This window comes from Actinomycetospora sp. NBRC 106378, from assembly GCF_030269685.1.
Lineage (GTDB): Bacteria > Actinomycetota > Actinomycetes > Mycobacteriales > Pseudonocardiaceae > Actinomycetospora.
In genome coordinates this window covers 344,590-369,817 of the sequence record NZ_BSTT01000004.1, presented here as the reverse complement: position 1 = coordinate 369,817, position 25,228 = coordinate 344,590, and the positions used below count along the sequence as shown (strand labels likewise).

Sequence of the window (25,228 nt, the reverse complement as noted above, 5' to 3'; positions counted from 1 at the left end):
CGCGATGGTGGACACGGTGCGCGGCCCCGTCGACGCGGCGGCGCTCGGCACGACCCTGATGCACGAGCACGTCTTCGTCCTCACCCCCGACCTGCTCACGAACTACGGCGCGGACTACTGGGACGAGGAGCTGCGCGTCGCCGACGCCGTCACGAAGCTGCGGCGGCTGCGGGAGCTCGGCGTCGAGACCATCGTCGACCCGACGGTCGTCGGGCTCGGCCGCTACGTGCCGCGGGTGGCGCGGGTGAACGCCGAGGTCGACCTCAACATCGTCGTCGCGACCGGGCTCTACACGTTCGCCGAGCTCCCCCGGCAGCTGCAGAACCGCGGGCCCGGGACGCTCCTCGGCGGCCCGGAGCCCCTGACCGCGATGTTCCTGCGTGACGTCCGCGAGGGCATCGGCGGCACCGACGTGCGGGCCGCCCTGCTCAAGGGCGTCGTCGAGGCGGCCGGGCTGACCCCCGACCAGGCGCGCATCCACCGCGCGATCGCGGCCACCCACCGCGAGACCGGGCTCCCGATCACCGTGCACACCAACTCCGAGCACCGCACCGGCACGCTCGCCCTGGACTTCTACGCGGCGCACGGCGTCGACCTGACGAAGGTCGTGGTCGGCCACGCGGGCGACTCCAACGACCTGGACTACCTGCGCTCGCTGGCCGACCGCGGCGCCACGCTCGGCTGCGACCGCTTCGGGCTCGACCGGTACAACACCACCGATCGACGGGTGGCCACGGTCGCCGCGCTGTGCGCCGAGGGCTACGCGGACCGGATCGCGCTCTCCCACGACGCGTCCTGCTACATCGACTTCTACGCGGGCGAGGACGCGCAGCGGGCCCTGCGGGACGCGGCCCCGAACTGGCACTACGAGCACATCAGCCGCGACGTACTGCCGGCCCTGCGCGCCGCCGGGGTCACCGACGCGCAGATCACGACGATGATGGTGGACAACCCGCGGCGGTACTTCACGGCTGGGTAGCCGTCCGCAACCCAGAGCCCCTAGGCTCCGGCCCGTGGAGTGGACCGGAGCGCGCTACGCCGACCAGCCCGAGGTGTCCGTGGACACCTGGATCGCCGCGCCCCCCGAGCGGGTCTGGCCCCTCGTGGCCGACCTGGAGCGGATGCCCGCCCGCAGCACCGAGCTCGAGTCCCTGACGTGGCTCGCCGACGGACCGGGCGCCGGCGCCCGCTTCGTCGGGCACAACGAGCACCCCTCGCTCGGGCGCTGGTCGGTGGAGGGGACCGTCGTCGAGTGCGACGCGCCGGCGCGCTTCGCCTGGGAGATGGACGGTGAGGACGCGCCGTCCGCGCGCTGGAGCTTCGACCTCGTTCCCGACGACGGCGGCACCCGGCTGACCCAGCGGGCCCGCATGGGTCCGGGTCGCTCGGGGCTGAGCCGGGCCATCGAGGCCATGCCGGACAAGGAACAGAAGATCGTGTTCGTGCGGCTCCGCGAGTTCGAGGCCGCCATCACCCGGACGCTCGAGGCCATCCGCACCGAGGCGGAAGCCGCCGGATGAGGACCGCGACGACCGTCGAGGCCTCCTCGGACCCCGACCTCGCCACCTTCGTCGTCGAGGCGGAGCACCTCGGGCTCGACGAGTGCTGGGTGGCCGAGGCGTGGGGCAGTGACGCGCCGTCGGTGCTCGGCTTCCTCGCCGCCCGGACCGGCCGGATGCGACTGGGGAGCGGGGTGATCCAGCTCGGGACCCGCTCGCCGGTCGCGATCGCCCAGGCCGCGCTGACCCTCGCCGAGCTCTCCGACGGGCGGTTCTCGCTCGGCCTGGGCGCGTCCGGGCCGCAGGTGGTGGAGGGGCTGCACGGGGCGGAGTTCGCGCGCCCGCTGACCCGGATGCGCGAGACGATCGCGGTGATCCGCCAGGCGTTCGCGGGCGACAAGGTGGCGTTCGACGGCCGCACGGTCGCGATTCCCCGCCCCGGCGGCGAGGGCCGACCGATGCGGCTGTCGACGCGGGCCAACCCCGACATCCCGATCTACGTGGCCTCGCTCTCGCCGCGGATGCTGACGCTCACCGGGGAGCTCGCGGACGGCTGGCTCGGCACCAGCTTCGTCCCCGAGGGCGCGGACGCGTACTTCGGCCCGCTCGACGCCGGGCTCGCCGCGGCCGGGCGGGAGCGGAAGGACCTCACGGTCTGCCAGGGCGCCGAGGTCGCGTTCGCCGAGTCCCCCGAGGAGCTCACGACGATGGTGGCGGCCCGGAAGAAGGGCCTCGCGTTCTCACTGGGCGGCATGGGCACGGCGAGCACGAACTTCTACCACGACGCCTACGCCCGGCAGGGGTTCGCGGAGGTCGCCGTGGCGGTCCGGGACCGGTGGCAGGCCGGCGACCGTGACGGTGCGGCCGCGCTGGTCCCCGACGAGATGGTGCTCGCCACGACGCTGCTCGGGACCGAGGACATGGTCCGCACGCGGCTGCGGACGTGGTCGGACGCCGGCGTCGACACCGTGCGTCTCTACCCCGCCGGCGACACCCTCGACGAGCGCCTCACGACGCTCGGCCGCGCGATCGACCTGGTCCGGGACGTCGACCGGACATCTCGGGCACGATGACCCGCGTGTCCGACGCGATGCCCGACACCGACCGCCCCAACGCCGCCCGCATCTACGACTACATGCTCGGCGGCGCCCACCACTTCGCCGTCGACCGGGCCGCCGCCGCGCAGATGCTCGAGCGATTCCCCGACGCGGCCCGTGCCGGGCACGCCAACCGCGACTTCCTGCGCCGAGCCGTGGAGTTCTGCTGCGCCCGCGGCATCCGGCAGTTCCTCGACCTCGGCTCCGGCATCCCGACCGTCGGCAACGTCCACGAGGTCGCCCGCCGGCACGACCCCGACGTCCGGGTCGCCTACGTCGACATCGAGCCGGTCGCGATCGCGTACAGCCGCGAGGTGATCGGCGACGACCCACTCGTCACCGTCACCCGGGCCGACCTCCGCCGCCCGCAGGACGTGCTCGCCGCCCCCGGGGTCGCCGGCCTCCTCGACCGCAGCGCACCGGTCGCCGTGCTCGCGGTCGCCTCCCTGCACTACGTCGCGCCCGAGGACGGCCTGACCGCGGTCGTCGCCGCCTACCGCGCCGCGCTGGTCCCCGGCAGTGCCTTCGTCATGTCGCACGGCAGCGACGACGTCGACGACGAGGACGCCGCGGCACACATCCGGGAGCTCGCCGAGGTGATGCGGCACAGCGCGACCCCGGCGTACGTCCGCACCCGCGCCGAGCTCCTCGACGCGCTCGCCCCGTTCGAGCTCGCCGACCCGGGCCTGGTCGACATCCGCCGTTGGCGTGCGGAGTCCGACCTGCCCGACGCCGCGGTCTACGGCGCCGTAGGGCTCGTTCGGTAGGCCTGCCGCCCAGATACCGTTGGTCGCACCACGGCCGCTGGCCTGCCTCGTATGGTCGTGCGAAGGGCCGGCTCGTCGATGGGTTGCCGCTACGGTGCTCACGTGAGCGTTGCCCCGAGCCCGGAACCAGAGCCTCACCCTCTCCTGCAGGGAGCTTCACCTCGCACGGTCCGCGAGTGGCTCTCCCCCGAGCTCGCAGCGCGCTTCGATGACGCCTACCGGGCCGCGATCGACACTGCTCGGAGCACCTTCGAGCTCGAACCGGTCTACACGGTCGTCGAGGATTTCCGTCGAATCGCCATCCTGGAGACCGACCCGGCCGCCTTCCGTCGCACGATGCGAGCCGCGGCGGAGCTCGCAACCGGCGAACCCTCGCCGGAGGACGAGCCTTGGCAGACGACGCTGACCAAAGCCGGCCTGTAGGTGTACGTCGTCGCCGACGACGCCGTACGTGAGGCGGTCGCCGCGCTGCCGGCGGAGCTTCTTCCAGCGATGGCGGAGCTGCGTACCGCCCTCGAGCTCGCGCCTTGGTCCGTCGGGACGCCCCTCGTCCCGAGCAACCCGCGGGGGCTGCGCGTGGTCGGGTTCGGCGAGCGCGAACGGGCCCAACTCGTCTACGGCGTCGTCGACCGCGATCGACTCGTCTCGCTGCTCCAGCTCTCCTGGGTCTGACGGCGACCGCCGAGCGTCCCGGGAGAGTCCGGCTCCGTCGCGTCGGTCAGGGACCGACGAGCACCACGTCGAGCCGGCGCGGGCCGTGCACGCCCTCGACCCGGTCGAGCTCGATGTCCGAGGTCGCCGACGGGCCGGACACGAAGGTCAGCGGCGCCGAGGGGTCGAGCCGCGTGACCGCCTCCGGCACCGAGCACACGACGTCGGCCGCGCGGATGACGCACACGTGGTGGTCGGGGACCAGCGTGATCGCGCGGCGGCCCTGGTCGGAGGCGGCGGAGGCGAGCACGAACGTCCCGGTGTCGGCGATCGCGACGGCCGCGCCCGTGACGACGGCGTCCACCGCGTCGAGCTCGTCGACCGACAGCGGCGGACCGTCGCGCCGCACCTCGCCGTCGTACGCGGCGAGCCACGCCTCCGGCAGCCCCGACGGCACGACCACCGTGCGGGCCCCGCCGAGGAACGCCGCCACCGCACCCGGCACGTCGTCCGTCGTGGCCACGCGCGTGACCGTCGCCTTGTAGTCGGTCAGCGTCTCGTCGAGCCGCGCGAGCACCTCCGCGCTGCCCGGCGCGAGCTGACCCGTCGTCGCGTACTCCCGGGTCACGACGACGGGTGTGGCCGGGTTGCCGGCCACGCTCGCGGACCGCAGCCGGGCGAGGACCTCCTCACGGGCGTTCACCGGTGCGTCCTCTCCCACCACTGGCGGAACGTCTCCGCCGGCGGCGCCGGCAGGTCGCGGGCGTTCGTCCAGCCCGACATCGGCCACGGCAGCCCGGTGATCCGGCCCTTCTTCCCGGCGAGGACCCGCCCGAGCCCGAGCGCCTTCTCCGCGAGCTTGAACCGTCCCGGCGTGGTCATCGCGATCGCCATGGCCTGCATCGTCAGGTCCTGGCCGGTCGGCCGGGTGTGCGCCGCGACGGCGGCGGCCCGCTGCTGGACGAGCAGGTGCGGGATGTCGATCCGCACCGGGCACGCGTCGAAGCACGCCCCGCAGAGCGAGGAGGCGTAGGGCAGCGAGGCGTTGACGTCGTCGGTCCCGGAGATGCCGGTGAGCTGCGGGGAGAGCACCGCACCGATCGGCCCGGGGTAGATCGAGCCGTACGCGTGTCCGCCGGTGCGCTCGTAGACCGGGCAGACGTTCAGGCACGCCGAGCAGCGGATGCAGTGCAGGGCCTGCCGGCCGTCGGGCGAGGCGAGGACGTTCGAGCGGCCGTTGTCGAGCAGCACGAGGTGGAAGGTCTGCGGCCCGTCGCCCGGGGTCACGCCGGTCCAGGTCGAGGTGTAGGGGTTCATCCGCTCCCCGGTCGAGGAGCGCGGCAGCAGCTGGAGGAACACCTCGAGGTCCTGCCACGTCGGCACGACCTTCTCCACGCCCATCACCGAGATCAGCGTCTCCGGCAGCGTCAGGCACATGCGGCCGTTGCCCTCGGACTCGACCACCGAGAGCGTCCCGGTCTCCGCCACGGCGAAGTTGACGCCCGAGATGCCCACCTTCGCCGTCAGGAACTTCCGACGCAGGTGGGCGCGGGCCGCCATGGCGAGCCGCCGGGGTTCGTCGGTGAGCGCGGGGTCCACGTCCGGCATCTCGCGCAGGAAGATCTCGCGGATCTCGGCGCGGTTGCGGTGAATGGCGGGGACGAGGAAGTGCGACGGCCGGTCGTGGGAGAGCTGCACGATCAGCTCCGCCAGGTCGGTCTCGAACGCCGCGACCCCGGCGGCCTCCAGGGCCTCGTTGAGCCCCGTCTCCTGGGTGGCCATCGACTTGACCTTGACGACCTCGTCGGCGCCCGTCCCACGGACGAGGTCGACAACGATCCGGTTGGCCTCCTCGGCGTCCCGGGCCCAGTGGACCTGGCCGCCGCGCGCGGTGACCTGCTCCTCGAGCTGCACCAGCAGCTCGGGCAGGCGCGCCAGGGTGTCGGCCTTGATCGTCTCCCCGGCGCGGCGCAGCTCCTCCCAGTCGTCGACCTCGGAGACGACGGCGGCCCGCTTCGCGCGGATCGTGCGCGTGGCGTGCCCCAGGTTGCGGCGCAGCTGGGTGTCGGCGAGCGCGTGGTGCGCGGCCTTCGGGAACGACTCGGTGCCCCGGAGGTGCCCGTGCGGGTCGGCCGCGACGGTGGGCATGCCCAGTTCGACGGCGGTCACCGCGAGGCCTCCTCGAACACGATGTCGGTGGACGCGTCGTCCCGGTCGGTGCTCGCGAGGATCTCGGCCAGGTGCACCGTCCGCACCCCCGAACGCAGCCGCGAGAGCCCGCCGCCGATGTGCATCAGGCACGACGAGTCGCCCGCCGTGCACACCTCGGCCCGCGACGACAGCACGTTCGCCATCTTGTCCGCGAGCATCGCCGTCGAGGTCTCGGCGTTCTTCACCGCGAACGTGCCACCGAAGCCGCAGCAGACCTCGGCGTCGGGCAGTTCGACCAGCTGCAGGCCGCGCACGTTCCGCAGCAGCTGCAGCGGCTTGTCGCCGACCCGCAGCATCCGCAGCGAGTGGCACGTCGGGTGGTAGGTCACGCGGTGCGGGTAGTAGGCGCCGACGTCGGTCACGCCGAGCACGTCGACGAGCAGCTCGGAGAGCTCGTAGGTCCGCGACGCGCCCGCCTCGGCCGCCCGCGCGAGGCCCTCGTCGCCGCCGCGGCGGGCGACCATCGCGTGCTGGTGGCGCACGCATCCCACGCAGGATCCCGAGGGCGCGACGATCGCGTCCACCCCGTCGTCGAGGGCCTTGCCGAACACCTCGACGTGGTGGCGCACCACCGGCAGCGCCGCGTCCAGGTAGCCGGTGTTGACGTGCATCTGCCCGCAGCAGGTCTGGTCGGCCGGGAAGACGACGTCGTGACCGAGCCGTTCGAGCAGCTGCACGGTCGCGATGGGGGCCTGGGGGAACATCGCGTCCCCGAGGCAGGTCGCGACGACGGCGATCCGCATGGGCGGGTCCTTCCCGACGTCGGGTGGTGGTGGTGTCCGAGTCTGCCCGCTCCGTCCGTGTGGCGCCCCCCGTGGTCGGGGCGTCACGCTGCGCGATGCAGTAGTCGAAGTCCGACTACTGCACTGTGCCGTGATCGGTTCCGCCGCCTCCCGAGGGCGTCGACAATCCGTCGCATGTCGGAGATCCGGTGCCTCGCTGTGGGACCGGGCTGCGCGACTCGTCGTCAGGAGTCCTGACGATGCCGGGGCGGTTGCGGGCGGTGGGGGGCGAGGAGGTCGAGGCGGCGCGCGATCCGATGGTCGCGGGCCTGCCGGGTGCGGTGGCGCTGCTGGCAGCGCACCGCGCCGATCCCCGCGCGCCGCTCACGGCCGCCGTCGTCGGGCCGGGCGGATCGGGCAAGAGCGCCGTGCTCTCCGCGCTCGTCCGCTCGGCCCGACGGCGGGGGGTCACGACCCGGCGCATCCGCTCCGGGGACACCGTCCCCTTCCCCTCCGACGAGGACGCGCTGCTGCTCGTCGACGACGCGCACGCGCTCGACGCGGCCACGCTCGCGGAGCTCAACGACGTCGCCGACGATCCCGACGCCCGGCTCGTGGTCACCGCCCGCCCGTGGCCCTGCCCCCGGGCGCTGTCGACGCTGTGGCTCGCGCTTGGCCGGGACCGGGCGCCCGTGGCCCTCGAACCACTGACGGTGGCGGGGACCGGCGACCGCGCGTCGGCCCTGCTCGGCTCCCGGTGCCCACCGGCTCTCGCGACCACGCTGCGCCGGCTGTCCGGGGGCTCCCCCGCGGTCGTCGACCGCCTCGTCACGCAGATCCGCGACGCCGGCACGCGCGCCGTGTCGGCCGCCGCCGAGCGCGGGTCGCAGGAGGTGCCGCACGGGGTGCTCGACCTGCTCCGGCACGAGGTGGGGGGTCTCGACGACGGGACCCGCCGGCTGCTGCTGGCCCTCGCGGTCGGCGGACCGCGGGTGCCCGCGCCGCTCGCGGAGGTCCTCGGGATCGACCGCACCACCCTCGAGGACCGGCGTGAACGGGCGCGGGCGAGTGGGCTGCTGCTCCCCGCGCCGGACGCACCCGCCGAGCTCGGGGCGCCCCGGGAGGGCGTGCCCCCGCTGGCGCGGCGCAGCCTCGTCCGCCTCGCCGCCGCCGACGAGCGCCTCGACCTCGAGCGCCGCATCGCCGAGCAGGCACTCGCGCGCGGCGCCTCCGTCCTCGGGCCCGCCCGGCGACTGCTCGGCTCCGGGCTGCGTGGCGGCGATCTGCCGCGGGTGTTCACGGCCGCGGGCGACGAGGCCCTGGCCTCCGCCCCGCACCTCGCGGTCGCGCTCTACGCGGACGCGGTGGCCGCCGGGGCGCCGCCGGAGTCGGTCGTCCTGCGCCGGGCGGAGGCGGCGGCCCTCGCCGGGGATCTGGACACCGCCCTGCGCCTGGCCGACCCGCTCACCGCGGCCGCCGACGACCGGGACCGCGCCCGGGCCGTCACGGTCGTCGCCACCGTGATGGCCCACCGCGGCATGGGCCGCCGGGCCGCCGAGATGCTGGCGGAGGAGCCGGGCCTGCGCGCGTGGGCCGCACCGGGCCTCGTCGGGAACGGGGACCGGGAGCGGGCCGCCCTCCCCGCGGACGGGGTGGCGGTCGGGTCCACCACCGTCCGGTCCGCGACGGCGCTCACCGCCGAGGGGATCCTGACGTCGCTGCGGCCCGACCCCGGCGCGGCCTCGGCCGCCCTCTCCGAGCTCACCCGGGCGGCGTCGCTGCTCGAACCCCTCGGGACGGGTGTCCTCCTGCCCGACTCGCCGTCCGCCCTGGCCGCGCTCGTCGCCCTGCACGCGGGCGAGATCGATGTCGCCGAGTCCGTGCTGCGGCGGGCGGTGGAGACCACGTCCGGCGGACCGGCGCTCGGCCCGCGCCACCAGCTGCTGCTCGCCTGGGTGGCCATGGTGCGCGGCGACGTCGCCGGGCTGCGGGAGCACGTGGCCGCCGCCCGCTCGGGCGGTCCGCTGGAGCCACGGGACGAACTCCCCGCCGCGGCCCTCGAGATCGGGGTCGCCCGCCGCACCGGGGACTCGGCCGGGCTGAAGGCCGCGTGGGGCCGGGCGCGGGAAGCGCTCGTGCGCCACCCGGTCGACCTGTTCGTGCTCCTCCCGCTGGGGGAGCTCCTCGTGGGCGCCGCCCGGTTGCGGGAGCGCTCCGCGGTGCGGGTGGCGTGGGACGCGGCGGACGCGCTGCTGACCTCGTTGGGCGATCCGCCGCTCTGGCGGGCGACCACCAGCTGGTACGCCCTGGCCGCCGCGGTGACCGCGGACGACGTGCCCGAGGCGGAACGACAGCTGGAGGCCCTGCGCGCGGTGGCGCCCTCGTCGGTGCTGGCAGGCGCGCTGACCCGCTGCGCCGAGGTGTGGCTGGCCGCGCTGGCGGGCGAGGTCGACGCGGCCGCGGTCGAGAGTGCGGCGCGGGGGCTGCACCGGCTCGGGTGGACGTGGGACGGCGCGCGGCTCGCCGGCGAGGCCGCCATCCGCACGCGCGACCGCCGGGCCATGGCGACCCTGCTGGCCTGTGCCCGCTCCCTCGCGGACTCGGGCCGTCCGGCGCCGGACGGTGCGGAGGCCGTCCCGACGTCGGGTCTGGTCGGCGAGGGCGGGGAGGTCGCGCTCTCCGACCGGGAGCGCGAGGTCGCGCGTCTCGTGCTCGCCGGGCTCACCCACAAGCAGATCGGCGCGCAGCTCTACATCTCCGCGAAGACCGTCGAGCACCACGTCGCGCGGATTCGTCAACGGCTCGGCTCGACCAGCCGTGGGGAGCTGTTCGCCCAGCTACGGGAACTGGTGGGTGGGCCGGGGTAGCGGCAGTTGCCCGGTCCGTTCGTGATCACTTCGTGATCGCGCGGTTTCGCCGGCTTCCACGGCCGCGAGTGTCACGTGGGGCAGGTTTCTGGGGCTGGATTCCTGCCTGGTGTGCCTCTCGTGTGGGCGGCCGTGGCGTCGGGTGCTTTCGGGCTGCCGGTGACCGTCGGGGGTGCGAACTACAGTTCGAGTCGTGGCGGTGGAGGCGGGGTTCGCGGTGGGCGACGGGGTGTTCGACACCCCGCTGCCCGGCGTGCCGTTCGCCGACCCGCGGGCTGCGGTGGGGCAGGAGTGCGAGGCCGGGCTGGTGGCCTGGCAGGCCCGGATGGTGCACGACGAGTGGCGGCGGGCGTGCTGGATGCTGGAGACGGCCCGGGCCCGCGCGGACACGCTGCAGCGGTGGCCGGAGCCGGATCCGCGGGTGATCGCCGCCCGGCTGGGGTGGTCGGTGGCGATGGCCGCCTCTCGCCTGGAGACCGCGCAGGGTGCCCTGGAGCGGCTCCCGCGGCTGGGGGAGGCGATGCGGGAGGGCCGGGTGGAGCACGCCAAGGCCGCGGTGTTCGTCGCCGGGTTGCGGGATGTGACCGACGAGCAGGCCACGGTGGTGGTCGATGCGCTTCTGTCTCAGGCTCCGAAGTTGGGGGTGTGGGAGCTGCAGCAGCGGATCGCGGCGGCGGTGAAGGACGTCGACCCGCTGGGGGCGGAGAACCGCCGCGACGCGGCGGTCGCCCGGTCGCGGGTGTCGACGCGGATCGCGCCGTCGGGGGCGGCGGAGATTCACGGGCTCGATTTGGATCCCGGGATGGCGGTGCCGGCGTTCGAGCGGATCGTCGCGATCGCCGAGGAGGCCCTGTCTCAGCTCAAGGCGGCGGGCAACTCGGTGGGGCCGGCGAAGGTGCAGGCCCAGGTGTATCTGCGGCTGCTGCACGGCTGCCCGCACGGCAGTGATGACCTCGCGATATTGGAACAGGTCGTCCTCGACCTCACCACCCCCGCCGACCCCACCGATGATGTCGGGAACCTGACCGACCTCGACGACCTCCCCGACCCTGATGACGGGCCGGACGACGGCCCGGACGACGGCCCGGACGACGGCCCGGACGACGACGACCCGGACGACGAGGGCCCCGACGGCCCCTCGGACGGCGGCCCCGACGCTCCCGACGACAAGGGTCCGAACGAAGGCCCCGACGACAGTGGGCCCTGTGGCGCCGGGCCGGACGACAGCGGTCCCTCGGACAGCGGTCCCTCGGACAGCGGGCCCGTCCCGCGTGAAGACGGCGGCCCGGACGAACGCCCCGACGCCGGCCGGGGGAGCGACCACGCGCCTGACGCAGCTACCGCGGAGGACCTCGACACTCTCTTGCTCACTGCTTCACCGCCGGGGTGGCAGCCCGGGGACCCGGAACCGGACCCGCCGCCACCGGACACTCCCGATCCTCGGGTGCCGAGCACCGAGCCGCCGCCGGACGTGGCCGCGCGGTGGACCGAACGCGGGCTGGTGTTCCCACCCGCCACCCTGCGCACCACGTTGGCGTGCGTGCTCGGGCTGCAACGCGCCCACGGCCGTATCGGCGCCGGCACGTTGACCGGCTGGGACGCCTACCGCGCCGCCTGGGCGAGAACCTGCGCCCAGTTCCGGGTCCTGCTCTACGACCCCGACGGCGCCCTCGAACACGTCCTGCTGGTCAAAGCCCCGCAGCAGCCCGGCGCGGACCCCCGCTACCGGCGCCAGGTCGTCGAACTCACCGCCCACACCAGCGAGGTCGACACCCTCGACCCCGAGCGGCAACTGATCGGGATCTGGGCCGAACTCGCCCGCCGCGCCAAGAATGCGCTGGCCGCGGCGAGAGCACGACCACCAGAGGACCACCCCGCGCACAGCACCCGCGAGGCCGGCCACCGGTTCCCCGGCGCCGAGCTCACCCGCTGGATCCACGCCCGCGACCGCACCTGCCGGTTCCCGATGTGCACCGTCCCCGCCGTCGCCTGCCCGATCGACCACACCCACGACCACACCTATGGCGGACCCACCCAGGCCGACAACCTCGGGCCCCTGTCCGTCGGCGACCACGTCCGCAAACACGACCCGACCTCCGGCTGGACCGTCCGCCAGACCAGACCCGGCCGATTCGTGTGGACCGCCCCCACCGGCACCCACCACGTCGTCGAACCCGACCCCTACCGGCCCCTACGACCGGTCGGACGAGACCGGTTCGACCACGGCATCACCGACACCCGCACCACAGCCCGCCCCACGCGGCCCTGGCAGCCACGCACCGACCAACACGGGCACCTCACCGACGCCCAACGACAGACCCTGCACGACCTCGACCGCAGGAGGCGCCGACAGCAGAACCAACCCCCGAACCCCCACGACGACGACCCGCCGTTCTGACCGGCTGGCCACCGGGCTCGCGGGGCAGCACCGTGCACCCATGCTCGTCGCGCACCTGTCCGATCTGCACCTCGACCCCGCACGGCCCGAGACGCTGGACCGGGCCCGCCGCGTCGTCGACCACGTCCGCGCGCTGGACCCACGTCCCGACCTGAACCTCGCGTCCGGGGACATCACCGACCACGGAACCGACGAGGAGTACGCCCACGCCGCGGAGCTGTTCGCCGGACTCGACGTGCGCATGCTCCCCGGCAACCACGACCGGCGTCCGGCGATGCGGACGATGCTCGGACTCCCGCGGACCGACGAGCCGATCACGTCGATCCACCCGATCGGGGCGGTCACGCTGGTGCTCGCCGACTCCCACGTGCCAGACCACGACCACGGCGAGCTCGCACCCGAGAGCCGGGACGCGATCGCGGAGGCCGCCGCACGCCCCGGGGTCCTGGTCGTCGCGCTCCACCACCCGCCGATGCCGATCGGGAGCAGGCTGCTCGACCCGATCCGACTGCTCGACCCCGAGCCCCTGCTCGGGCCGCTACGCGGGCGCGGACACCCCTCCGTGGTCCTCTGCGGTCACGCCCACACGCCGCTGGCCACGACGGTCGACGGCATCCCGGTGCGGATCGCGCCGGGCGTGGTGTCGACGTTGCGGCTGCCGTGCGAGCCGCAGCCCGACACGGCCGACCGCGGTGCACCCCCGGGCTTCGCCCTGCACGTGCTCGACGAGCGCACCGGCGACCTCGCGACGCACGTCCGCACGCTCGCGACGTGAGGGGGACGCGTCCCGGGCCCGACCCCCGTCAGGCCCGGGACGCGAGGATCAGGAGGCCGAACCGACCGGCGTCGGGACCGCCACCGGGAGCGGACCGGAGGAGACGCGCGGAGCCGGGAACGGCCCGTCGTCGGGAAGGACGTCGACGGCGGAGCCGCGCGTGAACTCGAGCGTGGTCGGCTCGAAGCCGAGGAGCCGCTGGAAGTGGCGTAGCCCGGAGTCGAGCCAGAGGGCGGTGTCGACCGCGAGGTGGCGCACGCCGCGCTCGATCAGCTCGCCGACGAGGTGCGCCGAGAGGAGGTAGCGGGCGGGGCCGGCCTCGCGGTCGGGCGCCGAGAGCATGAGGTCGAGCCGCGCGAACGGGCCGTCGGCGGAGGTCAGGGCGATCACCTCGGTGACGTCGTCGGCGTCGCGGGCCACCCACGCCTGCACCAGCCCACCGACGAGGTCGGCCCGGACGCCGGGCAGCAGGTCCTCCTCCTCGCGGGCCCGCAGCAGGGCCGAGATCCGGACCTCGGCCTCGACCCGCCCCATCCGCCGGCAGGTCACCCCGGCCTCGCGGGCCCGGCGGCTGTTGGTGCGCAGGGCCTGCTTCGAGCGGCCGCGCAGGTAGTCCTCGACCGAGTCGGGCAACGACAGCACCGACACCGCGAGCCGGCGCGGGACCCCGGAGCGTGTCCCGTCGTACTTGGCCGCCATCCGGTCGCCGGCCTCCGAGACCGAGCTCGTGACCAGGAGCTGCGGCAGGTCGGCGAGCACCGGCATCCGCTCACGCAGGGCCGGGACCGCGCACGCCACCGTCGCCGCCGTCCGGCGCATCCGGCCCTGCACCCGGTGCCGCCGCTGCAGGGCCTCACCGAGGCGCACGAACTCCGGATCCGCCAACCCGCTGCCTGCCGAGCCCACACACGCCTCCGTCGTCGGGGGTTCGCCCGGCCGGGAGTCCTTCCCGGCGAGCGCTGTCCACCACCGACAACGGCGCGTCCGTATGGCGTTCCTGATACTCCGAAAGGTGCACTGACTCTGCGTCCATATGCACCACTCGTTCGAGGGTCACGCGGTCGTGAGGGCCACCAGCATGCCCTCGCAGCTGCGGACGACGACCCCGCACGCGTCGGCGGTCGCCCGGTCCAGCATCGGAGAGGCCGCCCGTCGGCGCCAGCGTCCCAGGGCGTCGGTGACCGCCGCCCGGCACGTCGCGGCGTCCGCGTCCGGGTCGAGGCCCAGACGTGCGGCCGCCCGGGACCCGGTTCCCCCGATCAGGCGCTCCGCCTCGTCGCGCGCCTCCGCGGGCAGGGGCACCGAGCGCGTCCGCAACGCGGCCAGGAGCCGGAGCTCGGCGAACTCGTGCGCGCTCGCGAAGACGCGCTCGACCTCCGCGCGCAGCGCCGCGGCCGCCGGACGCGGCTCCCGCTCGAGCACGAGCTCCACGGCGAGCAGCGCGGAGCGCGCCTTGAGCAGGTCCCGTCGTTCGCCGAACTGCGTGGCGAGCACCTCGCGCAGCTCGTCCAGACCGCTCGCGGCGACCAGCTCCGTGGCGAGTCGTGCGGCGTCCGGAGCGTGGTCGCGGAGGGCCGCGAGCGCGGTCCGCACCCCGAACACGCCCAGCCGCGCCAGCAGGGCGCGGCGGGTGTCCGCCCCCGGTGCGTCCGCGGGCAGCCGGTCGCGCAGGGAGTCCGGCGGCGTCACGAAGCGGTCCGTGGAGAGCAGGAGACCGTCGGTGACCTCGGAGGGCAGTGCCGCGAGCGCGCGGAGTGCGAGGAACTCGTCCTGACGCAGGGTCCGCCCGGACAGGGCGACCAGCCCGGCGACGGCGACCACGGTCTGGCAGAGCGCGGAGAGCTTCTCGTCCGTGCGGTACCGACCGGCAATCCGCCGGGCGGAGTCGAGCGCGTCGATCCGGCCCGCCCCGATCTCGTCGGCCCGGGAGAGGACCGCGATCGTGGAGACCGGGGTGGCCCGGGCGACGTGCCGGTCGTGGAACGACTCGAGGAACCGGGCGTCGGCCGAGTGCAGGTGCCGCATGAGGTAGAGCACGGCGTCGGCCTGACCTGGCGCCTCGTCGGAGGAGAGGAACTCCCGCGCCCGCCCGGAGGTGTCGGCGGTCAGCGAGGCGATCCCGGGCGTGTCGATCAGCGACGTCGTCCGCAGCCCGGACGACGGCCAGTCCACGGTGAGCCGGTCGACGGCCGCGGGGTCCTCCCCGTCGAGGTCGACGACGAGACCGCCGTGCTCGGTGCGCCGCGTCCGCAGCGGCCGTGCCGGGCCCCGACGCGGGTGCAGCACGATGCGGGGGCTCGGCCCGTCCTGGTACCAGGTGACGACCCGGGTGCACTCGCCCGCGTCCGTGGCCGCGATCTCCTCCCCCACGAGGGCGTTGAGCAGCGTCGACTTGCCCGCCTTCACCTTTCCGGCGATGGCGAGCCGCAGCGGCTCGTCGAGCCGGTCCAGGTGGTGCCGCAACCAGCCGGCGGCCCGCGGGCTGTCGCCGTAGACCTCGAGCGTCCGCTGCAGCAGGGTCCGGGTCCGGACGCCGAGCGCGGGCGCGCGGGCGGGCGCCTCAGTCATCGCCGACCAGCGCCTTCGCGCGCTTCTCCAGGGCAGCGAGCCGGTCGAGCTCCGTGGTCAGGGTCCGCACCCGCTCCTCGCGCTCGCTCGTCACGGTCTTCACCGCGGCCTGGGCGGACGCGACCGACTCCGCCATCGACGTCGACACCTGCGCGGCGATCTCCTGGAAGTGGTCGCGCAGGTGCCGCTGGACGGCGCGCAGCAGGTCGCGGGAGTCCTTGCCGACCGCGAAGGTGACGTCGTCGACGTGCCGGCGCACCGCCTGCTTGGCGTCCGCGCGACGGCGCTCGAGCAGGCGTTTGCGCTCGTCGCGCACGCCCTTGGCGCCGAGGAGCACCGCGGCGGCCCCCGTGATCGGGTTGAGCATCGCCATGCCCGCCAGGCTCGTGATCAGGCCGAACATCATCACGCCACCCTGGCCGCCGCGCATGCCGGTGATCAGGGCGGACCCGAGGTTGAACTTCGCCATCTCGGGTCGGATCATCGGCGCGACGTGCCCGCCCGTGCCCGGGGCCCGGTCGCGGGACAGGTCCGGGAGGTCCACCTGCCCGCCGGCCACGAAGTGGTCCGCGACGACCAGGGACAGGTGCTGCGCGCGCTGGCTCGCCCAGACGAAGTTCGTCGACGCGGCCTGGGCCACCGCCGCGTGCAGCCACTCCGCGAACTGGTCCCAGATGACGGCCGGGTCGTCACCCTCCAGCGTCTCCTCGGCCTCCTTCTGCAGCGCCCGCATCCGATCGCGCAGGTCGTGGTCGATGTCGGACTGCAGGTCCCCGAACCCGTCGTTGAGCGTGGTCTGCCACCGGGACGACCGCTTCTTCAGGTCCTCCGCACGCTGCTTCGCGTCCTGCAACCGCGCGATCAGGCGGTCGGCCTCGACGGGGTTCTGCTGCGCCTGCAGCTCGGCCCGCATCCGGTAGGAGATCTGCTCGACGACGGCGAGGACGTCCCGCGAGGCCGCCCGGCGGTCGAGCTGCTCGGACTGCGCCAGCACCTGCTCACGCAGGTAGGTGACGAAGGCCTTGAAGCCGGACTCCTCGTTGAGCGCCGCGTCGTTCGCCGCCGCCGCGGCCCGCCGCAGCACCGACGACACCGGCAGGATCGGCGCCCGGACGCCCTGGCGGTCGAGGTGGCCGCGGTCGAGGTCGGCGATCCGGCGCCACTCCGGGTACAGGTCGGTCTTGGTGAGGACGCACGCGACCGTCGGACACAGCGCCGTCGCCTGTTGCAGGAACCGCAGCTCGGGAGCGGTGTACTCGGTGGCGCAGTCCGAGACGAGCAGGACCGCGTCGGCGGTCGGCAGCGCCGCCATCGTCATCGCGCCGTGCGCGGACCCGAGACCGCCGACGCCCGGGGTGTCGACCACGACCAGGCCCGTCGAGAGCAGCTTGCGCGGGACGGTGACCTCGACGTGGCTCACCCGCTCCCGGTTGCCGGGGTTGCCCGCCTCGGAGACGTAGCGCGACAGGTCGGAGAACGGGACGTCGGTGCGCTCGGCGCGGACCTGCCCGTCGGCCGGGCCCGCGGCCTCACGCACGACCGTCACCGACGGCGCGCCGGCGGTGTACCGGACGGCGGTGGTGACCGCCGTGGAGATGTCGTCGTCCTCCGGGCAGACGTCGGCCGAGACCAGCGCGTTCACGAGCGCGCTCTTGCCCTGCTTGAACTCCCCGACCACCAGCACGCGCACGTCCGGGTCGGCGACCCGGCGCCGGGTGGCGTCGAGCCGCGCGGTCAGATCGGGGCGCTGGTAGGCGACGGTCGCCTTCTTCGCGAGGTCGATCAGGTCCAGGGCCGGCGTCGACGGCACGGCTGCTCCTTCCGGACGGCTCAGAGGTCGAGGACGTCGTGCGTGAGGTGGACCTCGACGGGGTCCGCGGCGTGGTGGAGGTCCCCGTACGCGCCGGGATGCTCGGGATGGCCGGGATGGCCGGGGTGGTCGTGGTACCGGTGCACCGCCGGCTCGTCGAACGGGTCGGTCACCGCCCCGTTCCCGACGTCGGGTCCGTCCTGCGGCTCCGCGGTCCCGGGGTCCTGCGCCGGCACGTCGACCGCTGCGGGCGTGGGGTCGTGGTGGTCCACGACCGCTGCCGCCCCGTGGGGGGCGACGACGTGCGCCACGTCCAGGTCGGTCGGCCCGGGGAGGTCGTCCAGGAACGCGGTCGGGTCGTGCGGTCCGACCGGCACGGGGTCGTCGAGGTCGTGGTCGGCCTCGCCCGCGTGGGGCCCGGCCAGCACGGCCTCGGAGACGTGGGCGAACTGCCGCGCCAGCGCGTCCAGGGGGTGCTCCCCGACGTGCTGGGCCTCCACCGGGCCGGTGCGCCCGGGGTCGATGTCGTGGCCCAGCCGCGCGGCCACCCCGTCGGTCACGAGCGGGAGCGCGTGGTGCAGGTCCGCCGGGACGACGTGCCCGAAGCCCTGTTCCCCGAGGAGCCCCCGGGGATCGGCGGCGAGGCGGGCGCGCAGCTGGGGGTCGACCGCGAGGCGCGTCGCCCACTCCAACAGGCTCGACGGCTCGTCGGCGAGGTCGGTCACGGCCTGGCTCACCTCCTCGGACCTCGACGATCGGCGCGGGGACCCGAACGATCCGGTGGAACCGACGCCCCGGCCCGCCGTCGTCGGTGGGCCGGGGTACGGGGTCAGCCGACGTGGCCGCCGTCCCCGCCGTGGTCGCCGCCGCCGTGGTCACCGCCGTGAGCGGCGTGCGCGGGCTCCTCGTGGTGGGCCGACCCGGAGTCGTCCGACCCGAGCCCGGTGCTCGAGGAGCCGTGGTCGAGGTCGGTGACCCCGCCGTGGCCGCCGTCGTCGGTGATGTCGGCCGCGGGGTCGTGGCCCGCGTCCGTGGTGTGCTCGGAGCCCGCCGGGTCGTGCTGCTCGATCTCCGGGACCGGCCTCGGCGCCGGCGCGCCGAAGTCGAGGTCCTCCGCCGTGCCGCCCGCGTGGTCGATCGGGGCGGGGGCGCCGAAGTCCGGGTCGCCGGGGTGCCCGGGGTCGGTCGTGGGGGAGGTCGTGGACGAGGTGGTCGTCCCCGCCGGGGCCGTGGGCGACGTGCCCGGCACGTCGTCGAGCCCCGGGTCGGTGCCGGCCGGGTGCAGCGGGTCGGCGCCGGCCGGGTGCAGCGGGTCGGTCGACGCGGGCGGGGTGGTCGTGGTCGTGCCGGAGGTGCCGGCCGCCGGGTCGCCGGGGTGCGTCGAGTCGGCGGGAGTCGTGGTGGTCGGGTCCGTGCCGGCCGGGCCCGTGGTGGTCGAGTCCGTGGTCGGGTCCGTGGTCGGGTCCGTGGTCGTCGAGCCGTGCGTGGGCTCGCCCGTGGTGCCCGGGTGGTCCCCGGCCGGGTCGCCGGTGCTCCCGTGGCCGCCCGCCGGCTCGCTGCCCGTCGTCGTGCCCATCGGGGCCGTGGTCGAGCCGCCGCCGGTCGGGTCGAGGGGTGCGTTCGCGTCGACCGGGACGACGATCGGCGGCGTGCCGGAGGTCCCGGTCGTGGTCCCGGTCGTCTGCCCGGTCGTCGGGGCGGGCTGGCCGGGCGTACCCGTCGTCGACGACGGGGTCGTGGTGCCGGGCGTGGTCGGCGGGGTGTGCTGTCCGGTCGTCGGATCCGTCGGGTCCCCGCCGTGGGTGGTCTCCACGACCGGCGGGGTGTGGCCCCGCGGCGGCCAGTCCTCGTCGGGGAAGGGCACGTGCTCGATCGGCACGGGACGGCCGATCACCACGTTCCCGTCGATGTCGATGTCGATCTCGATGTGCACGTGGATGGTCTCGCGGAACGTCTCGTTGCAGTGGTGCGCGAAGATCCGCTCGCACTCGTGGTGCTCCCAGTCGCCGCCCCGGTGCTCCCAGTGGCCGCCGTCGTGCCCGCTGGACCCGTGGCCGCCGGACCAGTGCCCGCCGGACCCGTGGTCACCGTCCGACCAGTGGTCGCCGCCCGACCAGTGGTGCGACTCCTGCTGGTAGCAGTGCGAGCGCTCGATCACGTACGAGAACGTGGTGCTCGAGCTGTAGTCGATGCCGAAGCGCTCGAACAGGGCCCAGCGGTCCGACAGGAGCTCCGCCTGCTCCTCGGGCGAGCACCCGCGCAGGAAGTCCATCATCGCGTCGAAGTGCGCCGACTGCTCGGCGGTCGCCTCGGGCGGCAGCGCGCCCCCGAGCGCGTCGACGGAGGAGCCCGCGTCGCCCGGGGTGACGGGTCCGTCGAGCCCGTCGAGGCCGGCGGGGTCTCCGTGGTCGCCCGTCGGGGTCGACGTACCGGGGTCGGTCTGCCCGGACCCGGACGCGGACCCGGAGGAGGTGTCGGGGGACGGGGTCGACTCGGCCTGCCCGCCGGTGCCGGCCGTCGGCTCGGCCGAGGGGGACGCAGTGGTCATCGGGGTCTCCTGGTTCTCGGGGCGATGCGCTCGCCGGGCGTCGGGGCCGGCGGTCGGCGACGACCGGAGCGGCGGACGGCGGGAACGTTAGGAACCCGCGAACCCCGGGCCATCGGGGCGAGACCGACGGCGACGGGGGAGCACGTCGGGGAGTGTCGTCACCCCATGTACCGGGGGACAGGGGATGCTCACTCGAACGGATGAGGGGATTTGCCCTAGTCCGCGTTCCGACCGGCTGACTGGTGACCCAGGGCCGCGATACTCCTGCCATGACCCCGCCGCGTGCCTATCGCCTGGGCATCGACCTCGGCACGACGTACACCGCGGCGGCCGTGTCCCGGCGGTCCGGCACCGGGTGGTCGGAGCCCGAGATCGTCGCCCTGGGCAGCCGCACGGCGGCGGTCGCGTCCGTACTCCACCTCTCCGCGGCGGGCGACGTGCTCGTCGGCGAGGCCGCGGAGCGGCGCGCCCACACCGAGCCCGAGCGGGTGGTCCGCCAGTTCAAGCGCCGGGTCGGCGACGACGTCCCGCTCGTGGTGGGCGACGGCGTGCACACCGCCCAGGCCCTCGCCGCCCGGTTGACCCGCTGGGTCGTCGACCGGGTGGCCGAGCGGGAGGGCGGCCCGGCCGACGCCATCGCCGTCACCCACCCCGCGAGCTGGGGCGACCACAAGCGGGAGCTCCTGGCGGGCGCGCTGCGCGACGCGGGGCTGACCGGCACGACCTTCCTCTCCGAGCCCCAGGCGGCCGCCGTCGCGTACGCGGCCAAGGAGCGGGTCGAGGTCGGGGCACCGGTCGCCGTCTACGACCTCGGGGGCGGGACGTTCGACGCCGCCGTGGTGCGGCGCGCCGCGACCGGCTTCGAGCTGCCGGGGCGCCCAGAGGGCATCGAGACGCTCGGCGGCGTCGACTTCGACGACCGCGTCGTCGACCACGTCCGCGCCGGCCTCGGCGCGGCGTTCGACGAGATCGACACCGAGGACCCCGACGTGCTCGCGGCCCTCCGGCGGCTGCGCCAGGAGTGCGTCGAGGCGAAGGAGGCGCTCTCCTCCGACACCGAGGTCACGATCCCGGTGATGCTGCCCTCGCTGCGGACGAACGTGCGGCTGACCCGGCGCGAGTTCGAGGCCATGATCCGCATCTCGATCGACCACACCGTCGGGGCGCTCATGCGGACCGTCGAGTCCGCGGGGCTCACCGCGGAGGACCTGCAGGCGGTCCTGCTCGTCGGCGGGTCCTCGCGCATCCCCCTGGTCGCCCAGATGGTGTCCGAGGCGGTCGGGCGGCCGGTGGCCGTCGACACCGACCCGAAGACCTCGATCGCGGTCGGGGCCGTGCTCACCGTCGCCCCGCGCACCGCGGACCCGCGTCCGTCGGCCTCGGCGGTCCCGGCCGGCCCCGACGCGGCCGCCTCGGCCGCGGTCACCTCGAAGGTGAGCTGGCGGACGGCCTCGTCCGGCCCGTCGTCCGGGCTGCTCGACCTCCGCCCGGCTGCCCCGACGCGCCCGAGCGGGCCGACCCCGTCGTCTGCCCCGTCGTCTGCCCCGTCGGGACCCACCCGGACGACCCGACCGGGCCGGGGCGAGGCCGTGACGGGCCCCGGGTCGGGCCGGCTCCCGGCGGCGCCGACCTTCCGCACGGGCCCGGGGTCGGGCTACTTCCCGTCGCCGAACCACGGGCTGGGGCCCAGCTCCTCGCCGTTCCGCTCTCCGGCCGCCGACGACCGGACGACCCTGACCCCCGGCGGCCGCACGCCGCCCCGTCCCCCGCTCGGCCCGTCCGCCCCGGAGGAGGCCGACGCCGGTGGGGCGCCGGAGACGCCCCCGCGGTCGCGGACCCGCCTCCTGGTGATGACGGGAGCCGCGGTGCTCCTCGTCGCGGGGCTCACCACCGGAGGAGTCGTCTACGCCCGGGGTGCCTCGGTGTCGGCCACGTTGGTTCCGCCCGCACCGACCACGAGCGAGGTCGTCCCGGCGGTCGTCGTCCCGACGAACGCGGTCGTCGCCGAGGACCCGGCACCCGCCGGGAACAGCGGCACCGCCGGCGGGGGTGCGACGGGCACCGGGTCGCGGAGCGGCTCGGGCGGCGGGAGCTCCTCGGGCGGCTCGTCCGGTGGCTCGTCCGGCGGACACCACGGTTCGACGACGACCACGACCACCACGAGCCGGTGGAAGCCGACGGAGGACCCTCGCCCGACCGACCAGCCGACGCCGGAACCGGGGTCGGGGTCGGGGTCGGGGTCCTAGCGGGGCCCCACCGCGTCGCCGCGGGTGCGGGCCGAGGGGAACGGCAGCGTCTGCACCTCGCCGTCGGGACCGGTCCGCTCGTCCAGCGGGTGCTCGTCGACGCTGCCGCGGGTCTGCACCCAGAACCAGGCGCCCCAGCCCGCGGCGGCCACGCCGACGAAGCTCACCAGCCGGTAGAGCAGGACCGCGGCGAGAGCGGGGTGCGACGGGACGCCGCCCGCGACGAGCGCCGCGAGCAGGGCACCGTCGACGAGGCCGAGGCCACCCGGCAGGAACGCGAGGCTCGAGGCGGCGGTGGCCGCGGCGTAGGCGACCAGGACGAGCGAGAGGGTCATCCCGTTGGCCCCGACGGCGACGCAGCAGGCCGCGAGGCAGGCGATGTCGAGGAGCCAGTTCGCCAGGGCCGAGAACCCGACCACGACCCGGCCGCGGGCGTCGAGCTCGATCAGCGCGAGCCCCTCGATCTGGGCGACGAGCTCGGGGACGCCGGTCTCGCGCGGGCGCCGCCGGACCTTGTTGACCAGGCGCAGACCCGCGGTCGCCGCGGCGGTGATGAGTCCGGGCCGGCGGCTGACGACCACGATGAGCGCGCCGAGCGCGACCACCCCGGCGAGCTGGAGCAGCTGCGGCCCGAGCGTGGTCGCCCGGCCGTTGACCACCAGCGCCGAGCCGACCGCGATCCCGGCGAGGGCCAGGCTGGCGGCCACTCCGCCCGCGACCATCGTCCAGGTGGTGACCGGCCCGGACGCGCCCCAGGCGCGCCGCTTGCGGAAGGTGTAGGCCGTCGAGAGCGCGGCGCCGCCGGGCACCGTGAGGTGCAGGGCGTTCGCCGCGAGGGTCACCATCACGACCGCGCGGAACCGGACCCGCACGGCGGCGGCTCGCAGCAGACGGTGGTGCAGCAGGGAGAACGCCAGGATCGAGGCCGCCTCGCAGACGACCGCGAGGGTCACCCACATGGCGTCCGCGTCGCCGAGGGCGGCGGCCGCGGCCTCGATGGTCGGCCAGATGAGGAAGCACCCGACGGCGAGCCCGGAGACCACGACGATCCCTGCGAGGACGCGGGTGGTGCGGGCGGACGCGACGCGCCGGACCCGGCCGATCACCTCACCCGTCGTCACCGTCACGACCTCCACTGTCCTCCATCGGCCGCATTCCGGGAACGCGGGGTGCCGAGCGTCGCCGATCGGATTAGCCGTTCGGCGGCAGCGCCACACGCGCCGACCCGACCGGACGTGTGGGGTGTGCGTCTCAGGCGGCGGCCGGGGCCGCGGTCACGGCAGGGGGCGCACCCACCACCAGGTCGCCGCCTCGTCCTCCCGGGCCGTCTGCCGGACGAAGCCGCACCGCGTGAGCACGGTGGTGGAGGCGCTCGGCCCCGGCGCGGTCCGCGCCACGACCCGCACCAGCCCGGCGCGTCCGGCACGCGCCACCCAGGTGCGCACGGCCGCCGTCGCGAGGCCGCGCCCCCGGCGGGCGGGGGCGACGTGGTAGCCGACCTCCACCTCGCCGTCGCGCGGCGGACCCGTGAAGCCCCCCATCCCGACGACCTCGCCGCCCTCGAGGAGCAGGTGCGTCAGCCACCGGGGGTCGACCCCGCCCTCGAGGGCCTCGACGGTCGGTTCCAGCGTGCCCGGTTCGTCCCAACCCTCGACGAGCGTGAGCCCGAACCGCTCACCGAAGGCCTCGGGTTCGAAGGCGAGCGTCACCGCCTCCTCGACGGTCACGGGCCGGACGTCCACGTCCCGACACGCTAGGGGCTTGCCCCGGCGGCGAGAATCGCGGACATGGGATCCCTGTGGCACCCGTTCTCCGACATGGCCGCCGTCCGCGAGCACGAGTTCGTCGTCGACCGCGCCGAGGGCGCCTGGGTGTACGACGAGGCCGGCCGCGCCTACCTCGACGGGTGCGCGAGCCTCTGGTACGCCAACGTCGGGCACGGCCGCCGGGAGATCGTCGACGCGGCGATGCAGCAGATGAGCCGGCTCGAGGCCTACTCGTGCTTCGCCGACATCGCGAACCGCCCCGCGCTGGAGCTGGCCGACCGGCTCGCGGCGCTCGCCCCCACGGGCCCCGACACCAAGGTGTTCCTCGGCTCGGGCGGCGCCGACGCCATCGACACGGCGGTGAAGATCGCCCGCGCCTACTGGCAGGCGCGTGGCGAGCACCAACGCGTCCACGTCGTCTCCCGCGAGACCGGCTACCACGGCACCCACGGCTACGGGACCTCGATCGTCGGCATCCCCGCCAACCGCGAGGGCTGGGGCGTGCTCGCCGGGGAGAACACCGTCGCGCCGCAGGACCTGGACGGGGTGGAGAAGGTGTTCGCCGACGTCGGCCCGGAGCGGATCGCCGCCTTCGTCATGGAGCCGGTCACCGGCGCGGGCGGCGTGCACATCCCGGCCCCGGGCTACGTCGAGGGCGTGGCCGAGCTGTGCCGCCGCCACGGCGTGCTGCTGGTCATCGACAGCGTGATCTGCGGCTTCGGCCGGCTGGGCACCTGGTTCGGCATCGAGCGCTTCGGCGTGCAGCCCGACCTGGTCACCTTCGCGAAGGGGGTGACGGCCGGCTACCTGCCGCTCGGCGGGGTGCTGGTGTCGGCGGCGGTCGCCGAGCCCTGGTGGACGACGCCGGGCGAGCGCACGTTCCGACACGGCCCGACCTACTCCGGGCACCCGACCTGCTGTGCCGCCGCCCTCGCCACGCTCGACGTCTACGAGCGGGAACGCCTCATCCCCCGCGGGCAGGAACTCGAGACCGCGCTGGAGGCGTCCCTGGCCCCGCTGCGCGAGCACCCGTACGTCGCCGAGGTCCGCGCCGGGTTCGGGCTGCTGGCCGCCGTGGAGCTGACGCCGGAGGTGCTCTCGTCCGTGCCCGACGCGCCGAACAAGGTCCTGGCGGGCGCCCGCGCGGCCGGCCTCCTCGTGCGGGGCCTGGGCAAGGGGGTGGCGGTGTCCCCGCCGCTGATCGTCACCGACGAGGAGATCCGGCTCCTGGGCGAGGGCATCCGGGCCGGGCTGGACGCCCTGCCGGACCGGACGCCGGTGCCGAGCGCGCCGGGCGCGTGAC

The 25,228-nt window shown here is 75.2% G+C and carries 21 protein-coding genes; 11 read left to right on the top strand and 10 right to left on the bottom strand.

Features of this window, described 5'->3' with window-relative positions; translation table 11 throughout:
- Nucleotides 1–4: 4 nt before the first annotated feature.
- The 6 genes from QSK00_RS13245 to QSK00_RS13220 all read left to right on the top strand — a co-directional run bounded on the left by QSK00_RS13245 (nt 5) and on the right by QSK00_RS13220 (nt 4,035).
- Nucleotides 5–979: a phosphotriesterase family protein gene (locus QSK00_RS13245; protein WP_285591291.1), complete on the top strand. Its 975-nt coding sequence runs from the start codon at nt 5–7 to the stop codon at nt 977–979.
- 34 nt (nt 980–1,013) lie between these two features.
- Nucleotides 1,014–1,520 carry an SRPBCC family protein gene (locus tag QSK00_RS13240; protein ID WP_285591289.1) on the top strand — a complete coding sequence of 169 codons (507 nt, stop codon included), beginning with the start codon at nt 1,014–1,016 and terminating at the stop codon, nt 1,518–1,520.
- Nucleotides 1,517–2,572 (top strand): LLM class flavin-dependent oxidoreductase, encoded by a 1,056-nt coding sequence (locus QSK00_RS13235; RefSeq protein ID WP_285591287.1) that lies wholly within the window; start codon nt 1,517–1,519, stop codon nt 2,570–2,572. Before QSK00_RS13240 ends, QSK00_RS13235 begins: the two co-directional genes overlap by 4 nt.
- 5 nt (nt 2,573–2,577) lie before the next feature.
- Entirely contained in the window at nt 2,578–3,363 is a 786-nt protein-coding gene (locus QSK00_RS13230) for an SAM-dependent methyltransferase (RefSeq protein WP_285591285.1), read from the top strand.
- 102 nt (nt 3,364–3,465) lie between these two features.
- The gene (locus QSK00_RS13225; RefSeq protein ID WP_285591283.1) at nt 3,466–3,786 is read left to right on the top strand and encodes a DUF6247 family protein; all 321 of its coding nucleotides are present in this window, start codon (nt 3,466–3,468) and stop codon (nt 3,784–3,786) included.
- Between the two features lie 69 nt (nt 3,787–3,855).
- The gene (locus QSK00_RS13220) at nt 3,856–4,035 is read left to right on the top strand and encodes a hypothetical protein (protein ID WP_285591281.1); all 180 of its coding nucleotides are present in this window, start codon (nt 3,856–3,858) and stop codon (nt 4,033–4,035) included.
- A gap of 46 nt (nt 4,036–4,081) precedes the next feature.
- Here QSK00_RS13220 and QSK00_RS13215 read toward each other — a convergent pair whose 3' ends face one another.
- The 3 genes from QSK00_RS13215 to QSK00_RS13205 are packed head-to-tail and all read right to left on the bottom strand — an operon-like array spanning nt 4,082 to nt 6,968.
- Nucleotides 4,082–4,717 (bottom strand): LutC/YkgG family protein, encoded by a 636-nt coding sequence (locus QSK00_RS13215; RefSeq protein ID WP_285591279.1) that lies wholly within the window; start codon nt 4,715–4,717, stop codon nt 4,082–4,084.
- Nucleotides 4,714–6,162: a LutB/LldF family L-lactate oxidation iron-sulfur protein gene (locus QSK00_RS13210; RefSeq protein WP_285591454.1), complete on the bottom strand. Its 1,449-nt coding sequence runs from the start codon at nt 6,160–6,162 to the stop codon at nt 4,714–4,716. The genes QSK00_RS13215 and QSK00_RS13210 overlap by 4 nt, the downstream gene beginning before the upstream one ends.
- 17 nt (nt 6,163–6,179) lie before the next feature.
- Complete coding sequence (locus tag QSK00_RS13205; protein WP_285591277.1) at nt 6,180–6,968, bottom strand: (Fe-S)-binding protein; 789 nt, start codon at nt 6,966–6,968, stop codon at nt 6,180–6,182.
- Between the two features lie 239 nt (nt 6,969–7,207).
- Here QSK00_RS13205 and QSK00_RS13200 point away from each other — a divergent pair, with 239 nt between their 5' ends.
- From QSK00_RS13200 to QSK00_RS13190, 3 genes are all read left to right on the top strand, one after another.
- Nucleotides 7,208–9,814, top strand: coding sequence for a helix-turn-helix transcriptional regulator (locus QSK00_RS13200; protein ID WP_285591275.1), 2,607 nt, complete (start codon nt 7,208–7,210; stop codon nt 9,812–9,814).
- A 193-nt stretch (nt 9,815–10,007) separates the two neighbouring features.
- A complete protein-coding gene (locus QSK00_RS13195) occupies nt 10,008–12,212 on the top strand; it encodes an HNH endonuclease signature motif containing protein (RefSeq protein ID WP_285591273.1) in 2,205 nt (734 codons plus the stop codon).
- Nucleotides 12,213–12,252: 40 nt separating this feature from the next.
- Nucleotides 12,253–12,987: a metallophosphoesterase gene (locus QSK00_RS13190; protein WP_285591271.1), complete on the top strand. Its 735-nt coding sequence runs from the start codon at nt 12,253–12,255 to the stop codon at nt 12,985–12,987.
- Nucleotides 12,988–13,035: 48 nt separating this feature from the next.
- Here QSK00_RS13190 and QSK00_RS13185 read toward each other — a convergent pair whose 3' ends face one another.
- The 5 genes from QSK00_RS13185 to QSK00_RS13165 form a co-directional block, all read right to left on the bottom strand.
- Nucleotides 13,036–13,893, bottom strand: a complete 858-nt coding sequence (locus tag QSK00_RS13185) for a hypothetical protein (protein WP_285591269.1) — start codon at nt 13,891–13,893, stop codon at nt 13,036–13,038.
- Nucleotides 13,894–14,040: 147 nt separating this feature from the next.
- The gene (locus tag QSK00_RS13180; protein ID WP_285591267.1) at nt 14,041–15,555 is read right to left on the bottom strand and encodes a dynamin family protein; all 1,515 of its coding nucleotides are present in this window, start codon (nt 15,553–15,555) and stop codon (nt 14,041–14,043) included.
- A complete protein-coding gene (locus QSK00_RS13175; RefSeq protein ID WP_285591265.1) occupies nt 15,548–17,365 on the bottom strand; it encodes a dynamin family protein in 1,818 nt (605 codons plus the stop codon). The genes QSK00_RS13180 and QSK00_RS13175 overlap by 8 nt, the downstream gene beginning before the upstream one ends.
- Nucleotides 17,366–17,385: 20 nt before the next feature.
- Complete coding sequence (locus tag QSK00_RS13170; protein WP_285591263.1) at nt 17,386–18,102, bottom strand: hypothetical protein; 717 nt, start codon at nt 18,100–18,102, stop codon at nt 17,386–17,388.
- A gap of 92 nt (nt 18,103–18,194) precedes the next feature.
- Nucleotides 18,195–19,913, bottom strand: a complete 1,719-nt coding sequence (locus QSK00_RS13165; protein WP_285591261.1) for a hypothetical protein — start codon at nt 19,911–19,913, stop codon at nt 18,195–18,197.
- 269 nt (nt 19,914–20,182) lie between these two features.
- On the opposite strand from QSK00_RS13165, the gene QSK00_RS13160 reads away from it, so the two are divergent.
- Nucleotides 20,183–22,159, top strand: coding sequence for an Hsp70 family protein (locus QSK00_RS13160; RefSeq protein ID WP_285591259.1), 1,977 nt, complete (start codon nt 20,183–20,185; stop codon nt 22,157–22,159).
- Here QSK00_RS13160 and QSK00_RS13155 read toward each other — a convergent pair.
- Nucleotides 22,156–23,286, bottom strand: a complete 1,131-nt coding sequence (locus QSK00_RS13155; RefSeq protein WP_285591256.1) for a lysylphosphatidylglycerol synthase transmembrane domain-containing protein — start codon at nt 23,284–23,286, stop codon at nt 22,156–22,158. The genes QSK00_RS13160 and QSK00_RS13155 overlap by 4 nt on opposite strands.
- Nucleotides 23,287–23,433: 147 nt before the next feature.
- The gene (locus tag QSK00_RS13150; RefSeq protein WP_285591254.1) at nt 23,434–23,901 is read right to left on the bottom strand and encodes a GNAT family N-acetyltransferase; all 468 of its coding nucleotides are present in this window, start codon (nt 23,899–23,901) and stop codon (nt 23,434–23,436) included.
- Between the two features lie 45 nt (nt 23,902–23,946).
- Between QSK00_RS13150 and QSK00_RS13145 the strand changes: the two genes are divergently transcribed.
- On the top strand, nt 23,947–25,227 hold the full coding sequence (locus tag QSK00_RS13145) for an aminotransferase family protein (RefSeq protein WP_285591252.1): 1,281 nt from the start codon (nt 23,947–23,949) through the stop codon (nt 25,225–25,227).
- Nucleotide 25,228: the final 1 nt, after the last annotated feature.

Bases quoted from the DNA above. Each gene is read 5' to 3' on its own strand.
- QSK00_RS13245 (WP_285591291.1), top strand. From the start codon at position 5: ATGGTGGACACGGTGCGCGGCCCCGTCGACGCGGCGGCGCTCGGCACG.
- QSK00_RS13235 (WP_285591287.1), top strand. From the start codon at position 1,517: ATGAGGACCGCGACGACCGTCGAGGCCTCCTCGGACCCCGACCTCGCC.
- QSK00_RS13220 (WP_285591281.1), top strand. From the start codon at position 3,856: ATGGCGGAGCTGCGTACCGCCCTCGAGCTCGCGCCTTGGTCCGTCGGG.
- QSK00_RS13210 (WP_285591454.1), bottom strand. From the start codon at position 6,162: ATGCCCACCGTCGCGGCCGACCCGCACGGGCACCTCCGGGGCACCGAG.
- QSK00_RS13205 (WP_285591277.1), bottom strand. From the start codon at position 6,968: ATGCGGATCGCCGTCGTCGCGACCTGCCTCGGGGACGCGATGTTCCCC.
- QSK00_RS13200 (WP_285591275.1), top strand. From the start codon at position 7,208: ATGCCGGGGCGGTTGCGGGCGGTGGGGGGCGAGGAGGTCGAGGCGGCG.
- QSK00_RS13190 (WP_285591271.1), top strand. From the start codon at position 12,253: ATGCTCGTCGCGCACCTGTCCGATCTGCACCTCGACCCCGCACGGCCC.
- QSK00_RS13180 (WP_285591267.1), bottom strand. From the start codon at position 15,555: ATGACTGAGGCGCCCGCCCGCGCGCCCGCGCTCGGCGTCCGGACCCGG.
- QSK00_RS13165 (WP_285591261.1), bottom strand. From the start codon at position 19,913: ATGACCACTGCGTCCCCCTCGGCCGAGCCGACGGCCGGCACCGGCGGG.
- QSK00_RS13160 (WP_285591259.1), top strand. From the start codon at position 20,183: ATGACCCCGCCGCGTGCCTATCGCCTGGGCATCGACCTCGGCACGACG.
- QSK00_RS13145 (WP_285591252.1), top strand. From the start codon at position 23,947: ATGGGATCCCTGTGGCACCCGTTCTCCGACATGGCCGCCGTCCGCGAG.